The 19065-nt window shown below is 62.5% G+C and carries 22 protein-coding genes; 12 read left to right on the plus strand and 10 right to left on the minus strand.

Translation table 11 applies throughout. The features are described from left to right. Positions 1 to 2 precede the first annotated feature (2 nt). The 5 genes from pcaD to Q0936_RS10825 are packed head-to-tail and all read right to left on the minus strand — an operon-like array spanning position 3 to position 4453. Positions 3 to 791, minus strand: a complete 789-nt coding sequence (pcaD, locus tag Q0936_RS10805) for a 3-oxoadipate enol-lactonase (protein WP_299293095.1) — start codon at positions 789 to 791, stop codon at positions 3 to 5. A 5-nt stretch (positions 792 to 796) separates the two neighbouring features. After that, the gene (locus Q0936_RS10810; protein WP_299293097.1) at positions 797 to 1987 is read right to left on the minus strand and encodes an endonuclease/exonuclease/phosphatase family protein; all 1191 of its coding nucleotides are present in this window, start codon (positions 1985 to 1987) and stop codon (positions 797 to 799) included. After that, positions 1984 to 2955 (minus strand): threonine/serine dehydratase, encoded by a 972-nt coding sequence (locus Q0936_RS10815; protein WP_299293099.1) that lies wholly within the window; start codon positions 2953 to 2955, stop codon positions 1984 to 1986. The genes Q0936_RS10810 and Q0936_RS10815 overlap by 4 nt, the downstream gene beginning before the upstream one ends. Beyond that, positions 2952 to 3770: an alpha/beta hydrolase gene (locus Q0936_RS10820; RefSeq protein WP_299293101.1), complete on the minus strand. Its 819-nt coding sequence runs from the start codon at positions 3768 to 3770 to the stop codon at positions 2952 to 2954. Before Q0936_RS10820 ends, Q0936_RS10815 begins: the two co-directional genes overlap by 4 nt. Continuing rightward, a complete protein-coding gene (locus Q0936_RS10825; RefSeq protein ID WP_299293103.1) occupies positions 3767 to 4453 on the minus strand; it encodes a haloacid dehalogenase type II in 687 nt (228 codons plus the stop codon). The genes Q0936_RS10820 and Q0936_RS10825 overlap by 4 nt, the downstream gene beginning before the upstream one ends. A 136-nt stretch (positions 4454 to 4589) precedes the next feature. Here Q0936_RS10825 and Q0936_RS10830 point away from each other — a divergent pair, with 136 nt between their 5' ends. Continuing rightward, on the plus strand, positions 4590 to 5024 hold the full coding sequence (locus Q0936_RS10830; RefSeq protein ID WP_299146204.1) for a peptidylprolyl isomerase: 435 nt from the start codon (positions 4590 to 4592) through the stop codon (positions 5022 to 5024). Positions 5025 to 5077: 53 nt separating this feature from the next. Here the strand turns inward: Q0936_RS10830 and Q0936_RS10835 are convergent, their stop codons facing one another. Genes Q0936_RS10835 through fabB form a run of 3 tightly spaced genes read right to left on the minus strand, consistent with a single transcriptional unit; the run spans position 5078 to position 7512 of the window. Continuing rightward, entirely contained in the window at positions 5078 to 5437 is a 360-nt protein-coding gene (locus tag Q0936_RS10835; RefSeq protein ID WP_299293105.1) for a hypothetical protein, read from the minus strand. A 44-nt stretch (positions 5438 to 5481) separates the two neighbouring features. Then, positions 5482 to 6273, minus strand: coding sequence for an enoyl-ACP reductase (locus tag Q0936_RS10840; RefSeq protein ID WP_299293107.1), 792 nt, complete (start codon positions 6271 to 6273; stop codon positions 5482 to 5484). A gap of 9 nt (positions 6274 to 6282) precedes the next feature. After that, entirely contained in the window at positions 6283 to 7512 is a 1230-nt protein-coding gene (gene fabB / locus Q0936_RS10845) for a beta-ketoacyl-ACP synthase I (protein WP_299146207.1), read from the minus strand. Between the two features lie 216 nt (positions 7513 to 7728). Between fabB and Q0936_RS10850 the strand changes: the two genes are divergently transcribed. Beyond that, positions 7729 to 8709, plus strand: coding sequence for an MBL fold metallo-hydrolase (locus tag Q0936_RS10850; RefSeq protein WP_299293109.1), 981 nt, complete (start codon positions 7729 to 7731; stop codon positions 8707 to 8709). Positions 8710 to 8721: 12 nt separating this feature from the next. On the opposite strand, the gene fabA is transcribed toward Q0936_RS10850, so the two are convergent. After that, the gene (gene fabA, locus Q0936_RS10855; protein ID WP_299293111.1) at positions 8722 to 9231 is read right to left on the minus strand and encodes a bifunctional 3-hydroxydecanoyl-ACP dehydratase/trans-2-decenoyl-ACP isomerase; all 510 of its coding nucleotides are present in this window, start codon (positions 9229 to 9231) and stop codon (positions 8722 to 8724) included. Between the two features lie 140 nt (positions 9232 to 9371). On the opposite strand from fabA, the gene Q0936_RS10860 reads away from it, so the two are divergent. From Q0936_RS10860 to Q0936_RS10870, 3 genes are all read left to right on the plus strand, one after another. Next, positions 9372 to 10157, plus strand: coding sequence for a 2OG-Fe(II) oxygenase (locus tag Q0936_RS10860; protein WP_299293113.1), 786 nt, complete (start codon positions 9372 to 9374; stop codon positions 10155 to 10157). A gap of 73 nt (positions 10158 to 10230) precedes the next feature. After that, positions 10231 to 10650 (plus strand): Fur family transcriptional regulator Irr, encoded by a 420-nt coding sequence (gene irr, locus Q0936_RS10865; RefSeq protein ID WP_299146211.1) that lies wholly within the window; start codon positions 10231 to 10233, stop codon positions 10648 to 10650. Positions 10651 to 10737: 87 nt separating this feature from the next. Continuing rightward, the gene (locus Q0936_RS10870) at positions 10738 to 11487 is read left to right on the plus strand and encodes a methyl-accepting chemotaxis protein (protein WP_299293115.1); all 750 of its coding nucleotides are present in this window, start codon (positions 10738 to 10740) and stop codon (positions 11485 to 11487) included. 17 nt (positions 11488 to 11504) lie between these two features. Here the strand turns inward: Q0936_RS10870 and Q0936_RS10875 are convergent, their stop codons facing one another. Next, the gene (locus tag Q0936_RS10875) at positions 11505 to 12371 is read right to left on the minus strand and encodes a hypothetical protein (RefSeq protein WP_299146213.1); all 867 of its coding nucleotides are present in this window, start codon (positions 12369 to 12371) and stop codon (positions 11505 to 11507) included. A gap of 117 nt (positions 12372 to 12488) precedes the next feature. On the opposite strand from Q0936_RS10875, the gene miaB reads away from it, so the two are divergent. From miaB to lnt, 7 genes are all read left to right on the plus strand, one after another. Beyond that, on the plus strand, positions 12489 to 13811 hold the full coding sequence (gene miaB / locus Q0936_RS10880; RefSeq protein ID WP_299293117.1) for a tRNA (N6-isopentenyl adenosine(37)-C2)-methylthiotransferase MiaB: 1323 nt from the start codon (positions 12489 to 12491) through the stop codon (positions 13809 to 13811). 278 nt (positions 13812 to 14089) lie between these two features. After that, positions 14090 to 14608: an OmpA family protein gene (locus tag Q0936_RS10885; protein ID WP_299146215.1), complete on the plus strand. Its 519-nt coding sequence runs from the start codon at positions 14090 to 14092 to the stop codon at positions 14606 to 14608. Positions 14609 to 14619: 11 nt separating this feature from the next. Continuing rightward, on the plus strand, positions 14620 to 14922 hold the full coding sequence (locus Q0936_RS10890) for a hypothetical protein (RefSeq protein ID WP_299146216.1): 303 nt from the start codon (positions 14620 to 14622) through the stop codon (positions 14920 to 14922). A 147-nt stretch (positions 14923 to 15069) separates the two neighbouring features. Further along, positions 15070 to 16062 (plus strand): PhoH family protein, encoded by a 993-nt coding sequence (locus Q0936_RS10895; protein WP_299293119.1) that lies wholly within the window; start codon positions 15070 to 15072, stop codon positions 16060 to 16062. A 58-nt stretch (positions 16063 to 16120) separates the two neighbouring features. Beyond that, complete coding sequence (gene ybeY, locus Q0936_RS10900) at positions 16121 to 16609, plus strand: rRNA maturation RNase YbeY (protein ID WP_299293151.1); 489 nt, start codon at positions 16121 to 16123, stop codon at positions 16607 to 16609. Between the two features lie 43 nt (positions 16610 to 16652). Next, entirely contained in the window at positions 16653 to 17540 is an 888-nt protein-coding gene (locus Q0936_RS10905; RefSeq protein ID WP_299293121.1) for a hemolysin family protein, read from the plus strand. Further along, entirely contained in the window at positions 17537 to 19057 is a 1521-nt protein-coding gene (gene lnt / locus Q0936_RS10910; RefSeq protein WP_299293123.1) for an apolipoprotein N-acyltransferase, read from the plus strand. The genes Q0936_RS10905 and lnt overlap by 4 nt, the downstream gene beginning before the upstream one ends. Positions 19058 to 19065 lie beyond the last annotated feature (8 nt).

The following is a 19065-nucleotide window of genomic DNA, read 5'->3' on the forward strand; positions in this document are numbered from 1 at the left end:
GATCAGATATGCCCCGTGCCGGTCAGAAATTCGGTCAGGATATCGGCATATTCCTGCGGTTGCTCGACGCAGGGCAGATGCCCGGCCTTGCGGATCAGCTTGAACGTGCTGCCCGGCACCAGTGCGGCGGTCTCGCGCACCAGATCGGGCGGGGTTGCGCCGTCTTCGGACCCGGCAATGCCCAGCGTCGGCAGGCGCAGGGTGGCTGTCGTGGCGTAGAAATCCGACCCCGAAATGGCGGCTGAACACCCCGCATAGCCCGCGTCCGGTTGCCGGACCAACAGATTGCGCCACAGCTCCAACTCGGGCGTGTCCAGAAACGCCTTGGAAAACCACCGCGTCATGGTGGCGTCGGCCAAAGCCTCGATGCCGCCAGTCTCGACCGCCGCGATACGGTCGGCCCACATGTCCTTGGTCCCGATCTTGGCGCTTGTGTTGGACAGCACCATCGACCGCACCAGATCCAGCCGCTTGACCGCGAGGCCTTGTGCAATCAGCCCGCCAATCGACAGACCGACAAAACAGGCATCTGCAAAACCGGTCATGTCCATCAACCGCTCCACATCACTGACCAGCGTGCCCATGGCGTAGGGCGCTGGCGGACAGGTGGACAGGCCGTGGCCCCGCTTGTCATAGCGGAGAATGCGCAAACCCGCAGGCAACAGCGGCAGGATCGGATCCCAAAGCCGCATATCCGTGCCCAGCGAGTTGGCAAACACCACCGGCGCGCCGTCTTCGGGGCCGTCGATACGGTAGTGCAGGCGCACGTCGCCCAGATCAGCCATATGCATAGTCGTCAGTCCTTCAGTCGCATGTGGGCGATGATCTGCCCGTGGTCGGATGCCAGCTTGTTATAGGGGGCTTCGGCGTGACTGCCATCGGTCAAATGATCATTCAGCACGCTGAAATAATCCATATGCCCGATGCTGCCCGGTGCACCCTCGATCAGGTGGCGCGACATGTAAATCTGGTCGATGCTTTCATAGACGCCGCCAAACGCTGCCGTATAGACCATGTCACGCGCGGATTTGCGCACAAACTGCCGCTCGGCCGAATGCAGGCGCACGGCCTCTATGTCCTCGCGGATTTGCGCGTCTTCCTCGACGCTGTAGCGGTCGCGCGGGGTCTCTGCGTCATGGCGCAGCATCCAGGCATAGTTCTTGAACGGATGTTCGCCGCTGATGATTTCGGAGCTGACCGCATGTTCGCCGTCGTTGAAATCGCCCATCACCATCACGGGATTTCCCGCCTGCAACTCTGCGACGATGGCCCGGCGCAACACCCAGGCCTCGGCCATGCGGCGCAGCGACGACCGCACACCCCCCAGCGCCCGCGCCACCGGGTCGTATTGCGTCAGGTCCACCTCGGGCGGAAAGGGCGCACCGTCGGGGCGCACAAACTCGCCCAGCTTGGATTTCAGGTGGCAGTTGAACACGGTGATGACGTGCTTGCCCACTGGCACCCGCGCCATCAGGATCGGGCGGCTGAGACGGGTCAGGCGAAAACTGCCCCCGCCATCCGGCCCCATGGGGCCAAAATCAATGTCCACCGGTTCGGGCAGGTCCTGGATGATCTCGGGCGTACCGACAAAGCCGAAACGCGACAGGATCGCGACACCGGGTCTGCGCTGGCCTGGGCCGCCGTCGTTCACATTGGGTGCCACCGCCAACGCAGCATCAGTGTAGGGGCGGTAAGCCAACTTGCGAAAGATCGCCTTGCGCCGGTAGCGTTTGTTGGGGCCGGGGATGTGGGCCGCGTTGTCCTCGACCCCTTCGGCGTCCGCTTGCGCAATCACGTCGCGCAACGCGCTTTCCTCGAAAATCTCCTGAAATCCGACAATATCCGCATCCATTGTCTGGATCTGCTCGGCCAGCCAATCGGCTTTCCACGCATATTCCTCGGGGGTGTATTTCTGAAACCGGTAGTATTCCTGTTCCGGTCCAATCAGGTTCTTGACGTTGAAACTGGCGATTGTGAATTCGGTCATGTCAGGCTTTCCAGACTTTGAGCAAAGAGATGAGGGTCCACGTTACCGCCCGAAATCGTGACGATCACGTCGTCCCCATCTATGGCATCCTGCCGACACAATGCGGCAGCAAGGGCAACAGCACCACCCGGTTCCGCCACCAGCTTGAGCCGCAGGAACGCTTGCGCCATCGCATAGAGCGCCTCGTCCTCGGACACGGTCAGGCCGGGCCCGCACAAACGGTGCATGATCGGAAAGGTCAGGTCACCCGGTTGCGGCGTGATGATCGCATCGCACAGGTTGCCAGAGGTGGCCGCGTTGCGCTCAATCTGGCCGGAGGCAAGCGACCGGGCCACGTCGTCAAAACCCTGCGGCTCCACGGGCCGTACCCGCAGGCCGGGGGCATCCGTATCCAGCGCCAGTGCGATGCCGCTGGTCAGCCCACCGCCACCGCAACACACAAGAACGTCCGCCTGTTCAACACCGGCGGCTTGGGCCTGGGCGGCAATCTCGAGGCCGACAGTGCCCTGTCCCGCGATCACTTGCGGCGCGTCAAAGGGTTTGATCAGGGTCAGGCCACGGGACTGCGCCAGCTCTGCGCCGATGATGTCGCGGTCTTGCGATCCCCGCTCATAGAGGACGACTTCGGCCCCGAGCGCGCGCGTGTTTGCGATTTTCAACGCAGGCGCGTCACGGGGCATGACAATGACGGCCGCAACACCGTGCATGCGAGCGGCCAGTGCGACGCCCTGCGCGTGGTTGCCGCTGGAAAAGGCAATGACGCCCGCGCGTCTGACATCCGGGTCAAGCGCAGACAGCGCCGACCATGCGCCCCGAAACTTGAAACTGCCGGTATGTTGCAGGCATTCCGGTTTGATCCAGACCCGACGCCCGGCAATCTCATCCAGAAAGGGTGAGGTCAGCAGCGGGGTCAGACGTGCATGACCGTCGAGCCGTTTGGCGGCAGCGCGGATCATTTCGATGTTCATGTCATGCTCTCCATCCACTTGCGTATGGCGGCAACAGCCTCGGGTTCATCAAGGAAGGGGATGTGGCCCCGATCCGGGACTTCGGCAAGGATCATATCGGGTCGTCGCGCCTGCATCTTTTGGGCGGTCTCAGCGCTCAGCAGGTCGGAACCCGCGCCCCGGATCAGGCACAGCGGTTTGCCCGCCAGCGCGTCGAAAAAGGGCCACAGGTCCGGCACGGCGCCACCGGCCGCGACCGCGTCCCGCAAATGCGGGTCATAGGTGATGTCGAGGCCCGCGTCCGTTTGCACAAAATGGGTGCGTGCCTCGTGCAGCCAACGGTCTGCCGGGACGTTGGCAAAACCCTTGAGCACGTGGGGCAGGGCGGCGGCGGCCTCTTCGATCGTGCGGGCGGCGGGCCGTCGGCCCAGATATGTCATGATGTCCGCCAATCCGGCGGGGTTCAGTTCGGGGCCTACGTCGTTCAATGCGGCCCCCAACAAACGATCCGGGGCGGTGGCGGCCAGCCCCATGGCGTTCAACCCCCCGCGCGATGTGCCGAGGATGGCGACCGAGGACAGTGACAGGTGATCCATCAGCTCCTTCACATCGCGGATCTCAATGGGCAGGATGTAGTTGGCCCAAGTGGGATCATGGTCTGATTGTCCGCGCCCACGATAGTCCATGCGGATCATACGGCACGGGGGTAGATGCGGCGCGATGTACTGAAAATCCTGGGTCGTGCGCGTCAGTCCCGGCAGGCACAGCAGCGGCAGACCCGCGCCCGTGTCTTCGAAATAAAGCGACAGGCCGTCCGATGTGGTGAACCGGCTCATACGCCCGCCAGGGCTGGGATGCCCGTCAGGTCGGGCAGGATGTGCGGAGGTGTCCAAGGCAGGCGGTCGACCGGGTCGCCTGCACGATTGACCCAAGCCGTGACAAAGCCGTAGCCCGCAGCCCCCGCGGCGTCCCACCCGTTGGAGGACACGAACAGCACCTCGTCACGGGCGCAGTCAAACCGTTGGCCCACCAAGTCGTAGACGCGGGCATCGGGTTTGAAGATGCCGACGCTTTCCACGGACAGGCAGGCGTCCAGCACGTCCCCGATCCCTGCGGATGCAACGGCGCCGTTGAGCATGTCGGGCGATCCATTGGACAGGATCGCAGTGTTCAGACCCGCGGCCTTGAGCGCGCGCAGCATGGTCGGAACCTCGGGGTAGGCCTGCAGTTCCCAATAGAGCGCCAGAAGGCGCGCGCGCAGGGCTGGGTCACCTGCGTGGCCGGACTTGTCCAGGGCCCAGTCGAGCCCGTCCTGGGTGACCTGCCAAAAGTCGGTATGCGCATCCGTGATGGCGCGCAGCCAGGTGTATTGCAGCTGTTTGAGCCGCCAATGTTCGGCAAGAACGGGCCACGTGTCGCGCAGCGCGGCAAAGTCAGGCTCTGCGGCGGCCTGGCGTGCGGCGGCGGCCACATCGAACAGTGTCCCGTAGGCGTCAAAGATACAGGTTGTGATGGGCATTGGCTGGCTCCTTCTGGGTGCAGACTGTCACGGGTCCGGGCGAACGAAAAGGGGGCAGGTGGGGTTTACCCGACTGCCAATGGCAGGCAGGGTGTGGCACCTGTGGATCAAACAGGCAGTGTTGGGAGAGGAAGACATGGCTGAAATCAAGGATGGGGATACCGTTCGGATCCACTATACGGGCACATTGCTGGACGGCACGGTGTTTGACAGCTCTGACGGGCGTGAACCGCTGGAATTTGTGGTGGGATCGGGCCAGATTATCCCAGGTCTAGACGTGGCCTTGCCCGGCATGGCGCAGGGTGAGAAAAAGACGGTCAACATTGCCTCGGACGACGCATATGGCCCGGTGAACCCGGCCTTGCGTCAGGACGTGCCGCGCGATGCGATCCCGGATGAGATCCCGCTGGAGGTTGGGTTGCAGTTGCAGATGCAAACGCCGCAGGGCCAGCCCATGCCGGTGACTGTGGCAGAGATCCGCGATGCGGAAGTGACGTTGGACGCCAATCATCCGCTGGCGGGCAAAGACCTGAAATTCGATTTCGAGATCGTGTCCTTCGACGCGGCGTGACGCTGTGCGGACGCTGTTTGCCCTTTGGGCAAAGGCGCCCCGCCCACCGTCCCTTAGCGCCCCGGATCAAGCGATTGCAGCTGGTTTTGCACGGCGCGCGCCTGTTGAAGGTGCGCGTTTTCGCCGCTTTGCCCCTGGTGTGACGCAAGTGCGCCGCCTCTGCGGACGGGCACCACATCGGTGGGCATACGGCGCACATTGACGTCGACGGGGGCATCCAGTTGGTGCACCGCGCTGCGCGTTGGCACATCGTGGAACCATAGCACCGTCGCCTCTATGGTGCCGGGGTAGAGGCGCAAGGTCAGCAACAGACCCATCCCGGTCAGCGAAAACAGCAAACGCCCGAGCCACGCGGATCTGCGCGCCCGCGCGTCGCGGCGTTTCACTTTGCGTGCATGGGTGTCGTCTGCCATCTGCATGTTGCAGATATGGCAGACGGATCGGGCAGGATTGCGGCCTAGAGGTGGTCAGGCTGGGGCATGCCCAGCACGTGGAACCCACCGTCGACGCGGATGATTTCGCCGGTTGTACAGGCGCCCGCATCCGAACACAGATAGACCGCCGTCCCGCCTACGGCCTCAAGGGTCGCGTTCGAGCGCAGCGGCGCGTTCTGATCGGTGTGCTTGTAGGTCTTGCGCGCGCCGCCGATGGCCGCGCCGGCCAGCGTTTTCATGGGGCCGGGCGAGATCGCGTTCACGCGGATGCCTTCCGGACCCAGATCATTGGCCAGATAGCGCGTGGCCGATTCCAGTGCGGCCTTGGCCACACCCATCACGTTATAGTTCGGCACCACGCGGTTCGAGCCTTGATAGGTCAGCGTCAGAAGCGTGCCGCCGTTCTCGATCATCAGGGGATGCGCGCGGCGCGCCACCTCGATGAAGGAGTAGGCCGAGATGTCCATCGAATGCTTGAAGTTGGCGCGGCTGGTGTTGAGGAACCGGCCTGTCAGTTCTGCCTTGTCGGAAAAGGCGATGGCGTGCACGACAAAGTCGATCGTGGGCCAGCGCGCGCCAAGGGCCTCAAAGGCCGCATCAAGCGAAGCGTCATCGGTGACGTCCACATCGACCATGAAATCCGACCCGACGCTGGCCGCCAGCGGCTCCAGCCGCTTGCCAAACGCCTCACCCTGGTAAGTAAAGGCCAGCTCGGCCCCCGCTTCTGACAACGCCTTGGCGATGCCCCACGCGATGGACCGATCATTGGCAACCCCCATTACGAGGCCGCGTTTTCCCTTAAGCAATTCTGACATATGAAACTCTTACCCGTGAAATCTGGACAGGATCATCGACCCGTTTGTACCGCCAAAGCCAAATGAATTTGTCATAACGGAATCAAGCCCCGCATCGGCCCGCATCTGCGTCGCGATCTCGGCTGGATCGAGCGCGGGGTCAAGCGTTTCGACGTTGATCGACGGCGTGATGAAATCATGCTCCAGCATCAGCAGGCTGAAGATCGCCTCGAGCGCGCCTGCCGCACCCTGTGCGTGGCCCGTCATCGACTTGGTCGAACTGACGGGCGGCGTCGTGCCTTGTCCAAAGACGCGGCGTACGGCTTCGATCTCGCCCACATCGCCCACGGGGGTCGATGTGCCGTGCGCGTTGATATAGCTGACCGCGCGGCCTTCGGGCAGTGTTTCGAGGGCTGCGCGCATGGCGCGTTCGCCGCCTTCGCCAGACGGGGCCACCATGTCGTGACCGTCCGAGGTTGCAGCATAACCGGTGACCTCGGCATAGATCTTGGCCCCACGGGCGCGGGCGTGCTCCAGCTCTTCGAGCACAACCATGCCGCCGCCGCCCGAAATCACGAACCCGTCGCGGTCGGCGTCAAAGGCGCGGCTGGCCCGGTCGGGCGTGTCGTTGTATTTCGACGACATCGCGCCCATCGCGTCAAAGAGGCACGAGAGCGTCCAGTCGAGTTCTTCGGCGCCGCCTGCAAACATCACGTCCTGTTTGCCCAGCATGATCTGTTCGGCCGCATTGCCGATACAGTGCAGCGACGTCGAACAGGCACTGGTGATGGAATAGTTGATACCCTTGATCTTGAACCCCGTGGCGAGGTTCGCGCTGATCGTGGATGACATGCATTTCGGCACGGCAAAGGGGCCAATCCGCTTGGTCGCACCGGTCTTGAGAACCGTCTGGTGCGCGGCCAGCATGGCGGATGTGGAGGGACCCCCGGATCCGGCAACCAACCCGGTTCGCGGGTTCACGATGTCGCTTTCCTCCAGGCCCGCATCCGCAATCGCCTGGCTCATCGCGATATGGGCATAGGCGGCACCCGGTCCCATGAACCGCAGGGCGCGTTTCTCAACGTGCTCTTTGACGTCCAGTTTCAGCGTTCCGGCAACCTGGCTGCGAAAGCCGTGTTCAGCCATCTCTTCGCTGGCAACAATACCGGACGTCCCGGATTTGAGCGAAGCCAGCACTTCGGTGGCGTTGTTTCCGATGGATGAGACGATGCCGAGGCCCGTCACGACGACGCGTCGCATGCGCGCACTCCTTGGTTTAGGTCATGGGTATGTAGGACAGGGGGGGAGTGGGGTGCAAGGTGGTATGGCATGTCCACGGCCACTGCCACGCGGTCCGGCAACGCCCATGTGGGAAATTTGACACCGAAATTTATTTCCGCGCGCGCCCGGTTCATGTTGCGTCACGGCGCATTGTTCGCTGTTGTGGCAGGGCAGACAGGTAAGGGGGAGGTTCAAATGCGGCGCAGGTTCAACGTCACGTGCTTGATGGCACTGTGCCTGACCCTCCTTATGGGACAGGCGCACCGGGCTGAGGCCGACGGGGATGTGGCCTTTCAATTCCTGGGCAATACCACGCTGGTTTTTGACGACGGTCACACACGGATCATGACCGATGGTTTCCTGTCGCGGCTGCCGCTGCGCAAGCTGCTGTTGGGCATCAAAATCGAAACCGATGAGGACGCCGTGACACGCGCGCTGCGGCAGGCAAAGGTGGATGACACCGCCGCCATCTTTGTGGCCCATGCGCATTTCGACCACGCCATGGATGTGGCTCATGTCGCAAACAGGTTCGATGCACGAGTTTTCGGGTCACGGTCCACACGTGCCGTGGCGCTGGCGGGGGACGTCCCCGACCATAGAATCACCGTCCTGCACGATGAGCGCCGCTACCAGATCGGCAATTTCACAGTCACGGCGATCTACACGCCACATGGCGATCCCAACCGCTTTCCGGGCGAATTGCGACCGGGGTTCAAAACGCCCGCACGGATGAAGGATTTTCGCGCCAACGAGAACTATTCGTTCCACATCCGCAACGGGCAAACCACGGCGCTGGTGGTGCCGGGGGGCAACTACCTGTCGGCCAAGCTGAATGGCTATGACGCGCAGACCGTGTTTCTGGGGATCGGAGGCCTAAACGGCGCCGCACAGCGCGCGGCGGGCCGGGGTGATCCTGATTTCATCGCGGATTACTGGCGCGAGACGGTGCAGGCGGTTGGGGCCAAAACGGTTGTGCCGATCCACTGGGACAACTTCTTTGTGCCGCTGACACCCGGTGTCCGCTTTCGCAGCCCGCCCGCAATTATCGAAGATTTTGCTGCAACGCGCGCGCGGCTAACGACATTGGCTGAAATGGATAAAGTCTGCATCCACTGGATGACCGAGCCGTTTCTGACGCGCACCCTGAATGCGGATCACACCTGCGGGGAATACTAGACCTGTGCCGCCTCAGCTCTCGCTGAGCGCGACTTTCATGTCCTTGACCTCATAGATGACCTCGCCATCGGCTTCGACGATGCCGTCGGCCACACCCATGGTCAGGCGGCGCGTCTGCACGGCCTTGGTAAAGTCGATCTTGTAGGTCAGCAACTTGCGGTCGGGCCGCACCATGCCCTTGAGTTTGACCTCGCCCACACCCAGCGCATAGCCGCGCCCGGTCCAGCCACGCCAACCCAGATTGAACCCGGTCAGCTGCCACAGCCCGTCCAGACCCAGACAGCCGGGCATGATGGGGTTGCCGGGGAAATGGCAGTCGAAAAACCAAAGGTCCGGGGTGATGTCGAACTCGGCCAGAACATGGCCCTTGCCGTGCGCGCCACCGTCACCAGAGATGTCGGTGATCCGGTCCATCATCAGCATCGGTGGCTCGGGCAGTTGCGCGTTTCCGGGGCCGAAAAGTTCGCCTCGCGCGCATTTCAAAAGGTCGTCCTTGTCAAAGCTGCTTGGGTATTCCGACATGGTTGGCCTCTTGTTGTCGCGCACATGCCCGGCGTGCCGGGATCGCGCCCGTCTAGCATCGGCAGGCCAACAGGTGCAAGTGGTGCACCCCAATGCGCTCATGCCTTGTCAGGATCAGCGGCTTGATCCACAGTCCGGGCATGAAAGACATTATTGATCTCGACAGATACCCGCTCGACACCCCCGGCAGCGACCGCTGGAACGCTCTGGTGCACGAGGCCCAAGACGGGCTGCGCCGCGACGGGCTTTTCAATTTTGTGGGCTTTATGCGGCCTGCGGCACTGGACCAGACGCTTGCGCATGTTCATCCGCTGATGACGACGGCGTCGTTCCACCACAGCCGCAGCCACAACATCTATTTCAAGGACGAGGTCGAGGGCGTCGCACCCGACGATCCCGCGCTGGCCAAGGTCGAGACCGCCAATCACACGCTCTGCCATGACCAGATGCAGGACACGCCGCTGGACCGGATCTACAAATGGCCCGCCTTTGCCACGTTCCTCGCCGCCGTCATGGACAAGCCGGAATTGCACATCATGGACGACCCGCTGGCGGGGCTGAACGTGCTGGAATACCGCGCGGGCGAGGCGCTCAACTGGCACTTTGACCGATCAATCTTTACCACCACGCTGCTCTTGCAAGAGCCATCTGAGGGCGGCGTGTTTGAATACGCCCAGAACCTGCGGTCAGATGACGATCCGAACCACGCAGGCATTGCACAACTGCTGCGCGGAGAGCTGTCGCCCACCCAACTGGCGCAGTCGGCGGGTACGCTGAACGTGTTTTTGGGCGTGAACACGGCCCACCGCGTGTCGACTGTTGCGGGGGACACCTCGCGCATCGTTGCCGTGCTGTCGCACTACGACACACCGGGCCGCCGGTTTTCGGATAGCGAACGCATGGGCTTCTTTGGTCGTGTGGCATAATGCGCTTTTCCCCTTTTGCGATTGAATTGCAGGAAAATGCGCTTTTATATGTGGGGACAGAACCGAGGACGCGATGACCCAGGATCAACATCAGGTTGGAAGCACATGGCTGGCAGGTGCCGGTCTACGCCCCACACGCCAGCGCGTGACGCTGGCTGCATTGTTGATCGGGGACGGTCAACACCGCCACGTCACCGCCGAAAGCCTGTTCGAGGCCGCCAAGGATCAGGGCGAGGCCGTGTCGCTCGCAACCGTCTACAACACCTTGCGCGCCTTTTGTGATGCCGGGCTGATGCAAGAGGTCACGGTTGATGGCTCCAAGAGCTATTTTGACACGAACACACACGATCACCCGCATTTCTTCTGGGAAGACGAGGCCAAGCTGACGGATGCCCCGTCGGACCAACTGGTGATCGCACAACTGCCCGATGCGCCTGAGGGGGCGGAAATCGCCTCTGTGGATGTTGTGATCCGGCTGCGCCGCAAAAACTGACCTCCCGGTCCGCCGCCTCTTTACCGCACAGCAAGGAAATTGCCGTAACCACTTTGTGATCCGTGGTTGTTTTAGGTTATTTTCTGCATGTTTGATGCATCGCCCGCCCAAGTCGAGACCTCAGCCGACGACCGTGACGTGCCACTGTCGCGCGCGTTGCAATTGCAATGCCGTGCGCTGGCGGCGGTGCCGCACGAATTTCGCGCCGTGGGCACCTGGCTCAATTACAATTGCGCCATGATCCCGCATCTGGACGACGACACCGAACGTCAAAAGATGCTCGATGATGCGAAACTGGCACGCGCCGCGCTGGACGAGGTGATGCCGTACTTCGATTTCAACGCAAACCTGCCGGATTATCACCCTGACGCGGTGGCATGGTTCCGTGACTGCTTGCGCCGCTCGCCCGGCCAATGCGCCCCGTTTGTGCAGACCGCGCGCATGTTGCATGCCCTTCATCACGTGGTCGAGACGGACCCGACCCGCTCATTGCCCGCACAACGAGAGATTTCGTGCTACATCGTCGACACCCTCGCGCCTGAGATTTCGGCCGTGCTCGACATCCTGCGACAGGCGATGGAGGCGCAGGAAATTCAGCGCAAGGCCTGGGCCGAACAGCAACGCCGCGAGGCGGACACCGCCGTGGGGCGCATCCAGTCCATCAGCAAAATGGTGCGCCTGATCTCTTTGAATGCCTCGGTCGAGGCCGCGCGCGCCGGTGAGACGGGCAAAGCCTTCGGTGTCATCGCCCACGAGGTCAAAGCGCTGTCCGAAGCGATCCGCGAATCCGCGGGCAAAGTCACCACAACCGTACATTCCCTGACCGACCGGCTGTAGCGGCGCGCGTCAGGTGGTCAGAACCACTGCCCCGGCTCCATTAGACCCAGATCCAGCAACTGCCGCGAATGCCATTCGAACGGGGCAGAGTTGTGCCACTTGAACGTCTCGATGTCATAGGTGCTGCCGGGGTTCAGCTTGAGCGCTTTGGCCGTGCGGAACGAACAGATCGCCGCCGTCAGGTTGTGGTGCCATTGGCAAGCGTAGGTGTTGTATTCTTCGTCGCTGAACGTGTGATCGGCCCGCAATTTCAGGCCCGGCTTGGTCTTGAACAGCGCAATCCGGTCAATTTTGCGACGCACCGACGGCACGTGTTCTTCATAGCGCCAACGCAAACCGCCAAAGAAATCCAACTGCCGGTCCTTTGGATGCCCATGCGTGTCCTTGCGGGCCAGGGCGTAATATCCCGACCGATCCAGATGCGCCCGGTCCAGTGCCACCGCGTTCGGATGCGCCCAAAGATCGTCCGAATATAGGTCGATCACATAGGTCAGCATCGCATCGCGCCGCTCTTCGGTATGAAAGGCCAGCATTTCACCTACCGTCCGCGTCTCGCAGAACGGATGGAAAAGGTATTCCGCGTTGTAACAGTAGTACATCCATGTCCCCGCGGGGACAGCGGCGATCAACTGGTTCACCCCATCCTCTGCCGCACCTTCCCGCGACAAGTCATAGTCAACGCGCAACACCGTTTCATGCAGATCAGGAGGCAAGGCGAACTCGGCAGGCATCAGCGCGATGACGTGTTTGAACCCGGCCTGCTGGTGATGGCGCAGCGTCGTGGCCACCTCGATATCGTCCTCGACCAGAACCACCGCCACCGGCCCCTTGGCGGGCAGGGCGTCGCTGTCTTTGATCAAATCGGTCAGGCTGTTGAACTGCATAGGCACACCGTGACGTAATCCATAACCCTTTCATTGGGATAAACGGCGCTCCATTGCAAGATGCAGGCGAGGCTGATAGATCGCGCAACTGATCTCCCTAGCCCTGTGGATGCCCCCATGACGACGCCGAAAAAGCTCTTCATCAAGACCTATGGCTGCCAGATGAACGTCTACGACAGCGAACGCATGGCCGAAACGCTGGGCGGGCAGGGCTATGAACAGACCGACACCCCCGATGATGCGGACATGATCCTGCTCAACACCTGCCATATCCGCGAAAAAGCGGCGGAAAAGATCTATTCCGAACTGGGGCGGTATCGGGGGCTCAAGGCCGACAAACCGGACCTCAAGATCGGTGTGGCCGGATGCGTGGCCCAAGCTGAAGGTGCTGAAATCATGCGCCGTCAGCCCATGGTCGATCTGGTGGTCGGCCCCCAAAGCTATCACCGCCTGCCCGAGTTGGAGGCCAAGACCCGTCAGGGTGACAAGGCGCTCGACACCGATTTCCCCGAAGAGGACAAATTCGAACGCCTCAAGTCGCGCCCCAAGGCCAAGCGCGGCCCCACCGCGTTCCTGACCGTTCAAGAGGGCTGCGACAAGTTCTGCGCGTTCTGCGTGGTGCCCTACACCCGTGGCGCCGAAGTCAGCCGCCCCGCCACCCGCATCCTCGATGAGGCGCGCGATCTGGTCGAACGCGGCGTGCGCGAAATCACCCTGCTGGGCCAGAACGTCAACGCCTATCACGGCGCAGGGCCGGACGGCGCGGACTATACGCTGGCGCAACTGATCTGGGATCTGGACAAGGTGGACGGGCTGGAACGCATCCGCTTTACCACCAGCCATCCCAATGACATGGGCGACGACCTGATCGAGGCGCATGGCACCTGTTCCAAACTGATGCCCTACCTGCACCTGCCTGTGCAATCGGGCAGCGACCGCATCCTGAAACGGATGAACCGCAGCCACACCGCCGAAAGCTATCTGCGCCTGATCGAACGCATCCGCGCCGCGCGCCCCGACATCCTGATGTCCGGCGATTTCATCGTGGGCTTCCCCGAAGAGACCGAGGCCGATTTTCAGGCCACGCTGGATCTGGTCGAGGCCGTGAACTACGGCTATGCCTACAGCTTCAAATACTCGACCCGCCCCGGCACGCCCGCTGCCGAGCGGCCCCAGGTCGACCCGGCCGAGGCCGACGACCGCCTGCAACGCCTTCAGGCGCTGATCACCCGGCAACAGCGCGCCATTCAGGACAGCATGGTCGGGCGTACGGTTAACGTCCTGTTTGAAAAGTCCGGTCGCCTTCCCGGCCAGATGGGCGGCAAGAGCGACTACTTGCACGCGGTGCACGTCGACAACGCACAGGTGAATATCGGTGACATCGCTCCGGTGAGAATCGTGGCCGCTGGCACCAATTCCCTGACCGGCGAATTGCTCTGACCCGCGCACCGGCCACCGCATTCTCGGGTGAAAACAGCCTCAGCAGTGGTAAGTGCGCTAAATATAGCCACAATATCTGGTGAAAACGGGTTCACAGACCGTTAAAATTTGCCTACGCTTTCCCGCAGAATGGTGAGGGTCTGCCCTATGGGGTGTGTTTCGACCTTTGCGGGGGACTAACAATAAAAAGGGACAGAGCTGTGGCGAATTTGTTTTCCCGAACAGTGAATAGACTTTTGGCAACCGCGGCTGTCACCGCCGTTGCATTGACATCATTGATGGTGTCGGACGTGTCCGCGCAGGCCTTTGGCCAGACGCGGTCGCAACAGGGACGTGACAAGGGCCAGTACATCCCTACGATCTGGGTCGACCCGGACGGGTGCGAACACTGGGTCATGGATGACGGCGCCGAGGGCTATATGACCCCGCACGTCAACCGCAAGGGCATCCCGGTCTGCCGCCGTGGCAACCTGTGTGGCGTGATGCAGTCGGACCAGTTCTTCAAGACTGACAGCTTCCGCATCCATGCCGCTGGCAAACAGCGCCTGATGCAGTTCTTCCAGGAATCGACGGCCACCAGCTTTATCATCACCGGCCACACGGACAGCCGCGCCAGCGATGCGTATAACCTGCGCCTCTCGCTGAACCGCGCCAACGCCGTTGCCGCCGTTGCCCAACAGTCGGGCGCACGGATTGCGGACGTACGCGGCTATGGCGAACGCCAGCCTGCGGCCTCCAACGGCACAGCACGCGGCATGGCCAAGAACCGCCGCGTCGAAATCATCTGTATCCAGTGAGGGACATGACCATGACCAAGTTGAAATTCGTCCCGCTCCTGATTGCCGGTCTCGGTGTTGCCGCTTGTGGTGATGGCCTGCCGCCGGACAAAACCATCGACCGCGGCACCGACCGCAAGGACCTCAGCCAGCTTCAGGCCGGGATCTGGGTTGATCCCAACGGCTGTGACCACTGGATCATTGACGACGGTGTCGAGGGCTATCTCTCCGCCCGGCTGGACAAGTACGGCAAGCCGGTTTGCTCGGGCGTCGCACCGCCGACACAGACCGTGGGTGACTTCAAAGGCGGTTCCAGCATCCGTGACCCCAACTGATCCCCGCAAAATCCATGCAGAAAGGCCGGAGCGTGTGGCACGCTCCGGCCTTTTTTGTTTCAATTTGATGAAAATGGCCCGCCGCCCGTTGCACCCCCACCGGGAACTTGCCACGCTCAACCAAACCCGAGATGAACGGAGCAGGATTTGACCCTAGACCAACCGGCCAAAGAAGTGGTTCTGGAATTCCCCGACAACCGTCTGCTGATTGACCTCTGCGGGCCCTATGACAGCCACCTGACAGCCGTCGAATCGGCGCTCGAAGTCCAGATCATCCGGCGCGGCAACGTGCTGGCTATCCTTGGCGAAGAGGATGCCCAGAAACGCGCGGCTGACGTGCTGAACGCGCTCTACCTCCGGCTTGAGACCGGAAAAGAGGTCGAACCCGCAGACGTGGACCGCGAATTGCGCATGGGCAACACCGAGGCCGATACCGGCAGCCGCGCAGGCGACCAGCTCGAGATGCCGGTGGGCAACCGGATCGAAATCAAGACCCGCAAGAAACTGGTCGAGCCGCGCACCGACGCGCAAAAGGCCTATGTGCAGTCGCTCTTTGACAATGAAATGGCCTTTGGCATCGGCCCCGCAGGCACCGGCAAAACCTATCTCGCCGTGGCCGTGGGGGTGTCCATGTTCATCTCCGGCCATGTCGATCGCATCATCCTCTGCCGCCCCGCCGTTGAGGCGGGCGAACGTCTGGGCTTCCTGCCCGGCACCCAAGAGGAAAAGGTCGATCCCTACATGCAGCCGCTCTATGACGCGCTGAACGACTTCCTTCCGGGCAAGCAACTGGCGAAACTCAAAGAGGAAAAAACCATCGAAATCGCCCCGCTCGCCTTCATGCGCGGCCGCACCCTGTCACGCGCCTTTGTCGTGCTGGACGAGGCGCAAAACGCCACCACCATGCAGATGAAAATGTTCCTGACCCGCCTCGGCGAAGGCTCGCGCATGGTGATCACCGGCGACCGCACTCAGATCGACCTGCCACGCGGCGTGCCATCGGGCCTGTCGGATGCCGAACGCCTGCTCAAATCGGTGCCCAAGATCAGCTTCAACTACTTCACCTCCAAGGACGTCGTCCGCCACCCCCTTGTGGCCGCCATCATCGAAGCCTACGAGGCCGACACAACACCGTCCTGATCCTTCATTGTTCCAGAAATATGCCGGGGGTCCGGGGGCAGGCCCCCGGTTCAGACAGATACCACACGATATCGACATCCTGATCGAAGACCCCCGCTGGCAGGCGCTTGATGTCACCGCGCGCGCGGCCATCGACGCCACGCTCGCAACGTGCGGCATAGACCATGCCGAACTGTCCCTGCTGGCCTGCGACGACAGCCGCATCACGGCGCTCAACGCCGACTTCCGCGACAAACCCGCCCCCACCAACGTGCTCAGCTGGCCCGAAGAGGACCTCAGCCCGGAGCAAGACGGCGCAGCCCCCCACGCGCCCACCCCCGATCCGGGCGGCACGCTGGCGCTGGGTGACATCGCCATCGCCTACGACACCTGCGCGGCCGAGGCCGCCGAACAAAACAAACCCATGCAGGACCATGTGACGCATTTGATTGTTCACGGAACCCTGCATTTGCTGGGCTATGACCACATCCGTGACGCCGACGCCACGCGGATGGAGGCCCTCGAAGTCAAAATACTTGGCAAGCTGGGCGTGCCTGACCCATATTAGGGGCGTCAGGGTGCGACGCCCTGTATGAACTGGACTGGAGCCAATGGGCGAAAACGACGGATCGTCTGACGCGGCGCAACGCGCGCAGTCAGACAATGACACGACAGACACAACACCAAATGGCGGTTTTCTGGCGCGCGTGATTGGCGCGCTCAGCCCGTCCGAGGCCCCCGACACCCCCACCGAAACGCAGGTGTCACGCCCGCAAATCCACGGCATGATCAACCTGCGCCGGATGCGCGTCGAGGACGTGGCCGTCCCCAAGGCGGAGATCACCGCTGTTCCGGACACGGTGACACTGGATGAACTCGTGGCGCTCTTCCGCGAAAGCGGGCTGACGCGACTGCCGGTTTTCGAGGGCACGCTCGACACCCCCATTGGCTTTGCGCACCTCAAGGACATCGCCCTGCAACATGGCTTCAATGGCGGCGGCACCGATTTCGACCTGCGCGCGCGCCTTCGGCCGCTCCTCTTTGTGCCGCCTTCCATGACCATTGGCGTGCTGCTCACCAAGATGCAGACCGAACGCCGTCACATGGCGCTGGTGATCGATGAATATGGCGGTGTTGACGGCCTCGTCACCATCGAGGACCTGATCGAACAGGTCATCGGCGAGATCGAGGACGAGCACGATGTGGACGAAGGCGTGTTCTTCACCCGCGAAAAGAGCGGATGCTACTTGGCTCTGGCCAAAACCCCGCTGGCGGAGTTTGAGGCGGAAACGGGCCTGTCCCTCACCACCCATGATGATGTCGACGAAGAAGAGATCGAAACGCTGGGCGGTCTGGTCTTTATGCTTGCTGGCCGGGTCCCCGCACGCGGCGAAGTTGTCCCGCACCCGGATGGCCCAGAGTTCGAAGTGATCGACGCAGACCCACGCCGGATCAAACGCCTGCGCGTGCGCATGCACGGGCGGGACGCCGCCGAATGACCCAAGCCGCCGCGCCTGCCGGGGCGGTGCCGGCTTGGGGCGTGGCCTTCTTTGCCGCTCTCGCCGGGGCCTGTGGCGCGCTGGGCCACCCGCCGTTTGATCTCCCGATGGCCATTGCGGTGCCGATGATCGCGGGCTTTGTCTTTCTCTACATGGCCCGCACGCCACGTCAGGCGCTGTTCTATGGCTGGGCGCTGGGGTTTGGGTATTTTGGACTGACCCTGTCGTGGATCACGGAACCGTTTCAGGTGGATGCGGCAGAAACCGGGTGGATGGCGCCCTTTGCCGTGGTTCTGTTGGCGCTTTTGCTGGGTGCGTTCTGGGCCGCGGCTATGTCCTTTGCCCGCTGGGCCGGGGGACGTCCCTGGATGCTGGCTGTGGCATGGGCCGGGGCAGAGCTGTTGCGCGCCTACGTGTTCACCGGCTTTCCATGGGCCGCACCGCCCCAAACACTTGTCGACACGCTTGCCGGACAAGGGCTTGCGTGGCTGGGTCCGCATGGGCTCATGCTGACCATGTGCGCCGTCTGCGCCATCGCCGTCACCCGTCCGGTCAGAGCGCCGTGGGCGGCCATTCCCGCGGTCCTTCTGGGCGCTTTGTTGCTGCGGCCTCTTGAGACTGTCCTGTCCCCCGTCACCGACCACACCGTCCGCCTCATCCAGCCCAACGCACCGCAGCACGAAAAATGGGATCCCGAAAAGATCCCCGTTTTCGTTAACCGCCAGATCGAATTCACCGGGGCAGGGGACACGGTGCCAGACCTAATCGTCTGGCCCGAAACTGCGCTGCCCTATTTGCAGGAATACGCCCAACCCGTGTTCGACGCCATTGGCGCAGCTGCGCGCGGCGCGCCCGTGGCGCTTGGTATTCAACGCGCGGATGATGCCGGTTATTATAACGGCCTCGTTGTTCTGGACGGCGCGGGTCAGGTGACGCAAAGCTATGACAAGCACCACCTCGTCCCCTTTGGTGAATACATGCCATTCCCCGCCCTGTTTCGCAGCCTTGGCATAAAGGCGCTCGCCGACCGGGCCGATGGGGGCTATGCCGCCGGACCGGGGCCACGGTTGCTCGACTTTGGCGCGCTGGGCACCGCACTGCCACTGATTTGCTACGAGGCGGTCTTTGCACATGATGTGGGCCGCGCACCGCAGCGCCCGGCCTTTTTGATGCAGCTGACCAATGACGCGTGGTTCGGCATGCGCTCTGGCCCGCAACAACACCTCGCGCAGGCCCGTATGCGTGCGATTGAACAGGGTCTGCCGATGATCCGCGCGGCCAACACCGGCATCTCTGCCGTGATCGACCCGCGCGGGCGCATTGTGTCGGCCTTGCCGCTCAACACGGCCGGATATCTTGACGAACGCCTGCCCGCCGCGGCACCCCCTACGCTCTACGCCCGTACTGGGGACTTGCCGTGGGTTCTGCTGATCCTCGCGGGTCTTGTCGCGTCCGTGTTGCGCCGTGCGCGGTTCAGGCGCACGCATGCCATTGACGCGGGCGAAACCGGCGCGTAAGTCGGATC

Source organism: uncultured Tateyamaria sp. (assembly GCF_947488715.1).
Classification (GTDB): Bacteria; Pseudomonadota; Alphaproteobacteria; order Rhodobacterales; family Rhodobacteraceae; genus Tateyamaria.

What these genes read in the sequence shown, in the direction of transcription:
- pcaD (WP_299293095.1), bottom strand. Translation starts at nt 791, where the DNA reads ATGCATATGGCTGATCTGGGCGACGTGCGCCTGCACTACCGTATCGAC.
- Q0936_RS10810 (WP_299293097.1), bottom strand. Translation starts at nt 1,987, where the DNA reads ATGACCGAATTCACAATCGCCAGTTTCAACGTCAAGAACCTGATTGGA.
- Q0936_RS10815 (WP_299293099.1), bottom strand. Translation starts at nt 2,955, where the DNA reads ATGAACATCGAAATGATCCGCGCTGCCGCCAAACGGCTCGACGGTCAT.
- Q0936_RS10820 (WP_299293101.1), bottom strand. Translation starts at nt 3,770, where the DNA reads ATGAGCCGGTTCACCACATCGGACGGCCTGTCGCTTTATTTCGAAGAC.
- Q0936_RS10825 (WP_299293103.1), bottom strand. Translation starts at nt 4,453, where the DNA reads ATGCCCATCACAACCTGTATCTTTGACGCCTACGGGACACTGTTCGAT.
- Q0936_RS10830 (WP_299146204.1), top strand. Translation starts at nt 4,590, where the DNA reads ATGGCTGAAATCAAGGATGGGGATACCGTTCGGATCCACTATACGGGC.
- Q0936_RS10835 (WP_299293105.1), bottom strand. Translation starts at nt 5,437, where the DNA reads ATGGCAGACGACACCCATGCACGCAAAGTGAAACGCCGCGACGCGCGG.
- Q0936_RS10840 (WP_299293107.1), bottom strand. Translation starts at nt 6,273, where the DNA reads ATGTCAGAATTGCTTAAGGGAAAACGCGGCCTCGTAATGGGGGTTGCC.
- fabB (WP_299146207.1), bottom strand. Translation starts at nt 7,512, where the DNA reads ATGCGACGCGTCGTCGTGACGGGCCTCGGCATCGTCTCATCCATCGGA.
- Q0936_RS10850 (WP_299293109.1), top strand. Translation starts at nt 7,729, where the DNA reads ATGCGGCGCAGGTTCAACGTCACGTGCTTGATGGCACTGTGCCTGACC.
- fabA (WP_299293111.1), bottom strand. Translation starts at nt 9,231, where the DNA reads ATGTCGGAATACCCAAGCAGCTTTGACAAGGACGACCTTTTGAAATGC.
- Q0936_RS10860 (WP_299293113.1), top strand. Translation starts at nt 9,372, where the DNA reads ATGAAAGACATTATTGATCTCGACAGATACCCGCTCGACACCCCCGGC.
- irr (WP_299146211.1), top strand. Translation starts at nt 10,231, where the DNA reads ATGACCCAGGATCAACATCAGGTTGGAAGCACATGGCTGGCAGGTGCC.
- Q0936_RS10870 (WP_299293115.1), top strand. Translation starts at nt 10,738, where the DNA reads ATGTTTGATGCATCGCCCGCCCAAGTCGAGACCTCAGCCGACGACCGT.
- Q0936_RS10875 (WP_299146213.1), bottom strand. Translation starts at nt 12,371, where the DNA reads ATGCAGTTCAACAGCCTGACCGATTTGATCAAAGACAGCGACGCCCTG.
- miaB (WP_299293117.1), top strand. Translation starts at nt 12,489, where the DNA reads ATGACGACGCCGAAAAAGCTCTTCATCAAGACCTATGGCTGCCAGATG.
- Q0936_RS10885 (WP_299146215.1), top strand. Translation starts at nt 14,090, where the DNA reads ATGGTGTCGGACGTGTCCGCGCAGGCCTTTGGCCAGACGCGGTCGCAA.
- Q0936_RS10890 (WP_299146216.1), top strand. Translation starts at nt 14,620, where the DNA reads ATGACCAAGTTGAAATTCGTCCCGCTCCTGATTGCCGGTCTCGGTGTT.
- Q0936_RS10905 (WP_299293121.1), top strand. Translation starts at nt 16,653, where the DNA reads ATGGGCGAAAACGACGGATCGTCTGACGCGGCGCAACGCGCGCAGTCA.
- lnt (WP_299293123.1), top strand. Translation starts at nt 17,537, where the DNA reads ATGACCCAAGCCGCCGCGCCTGCCGGGGCGGTGCCGGCTTGGGGCGTG.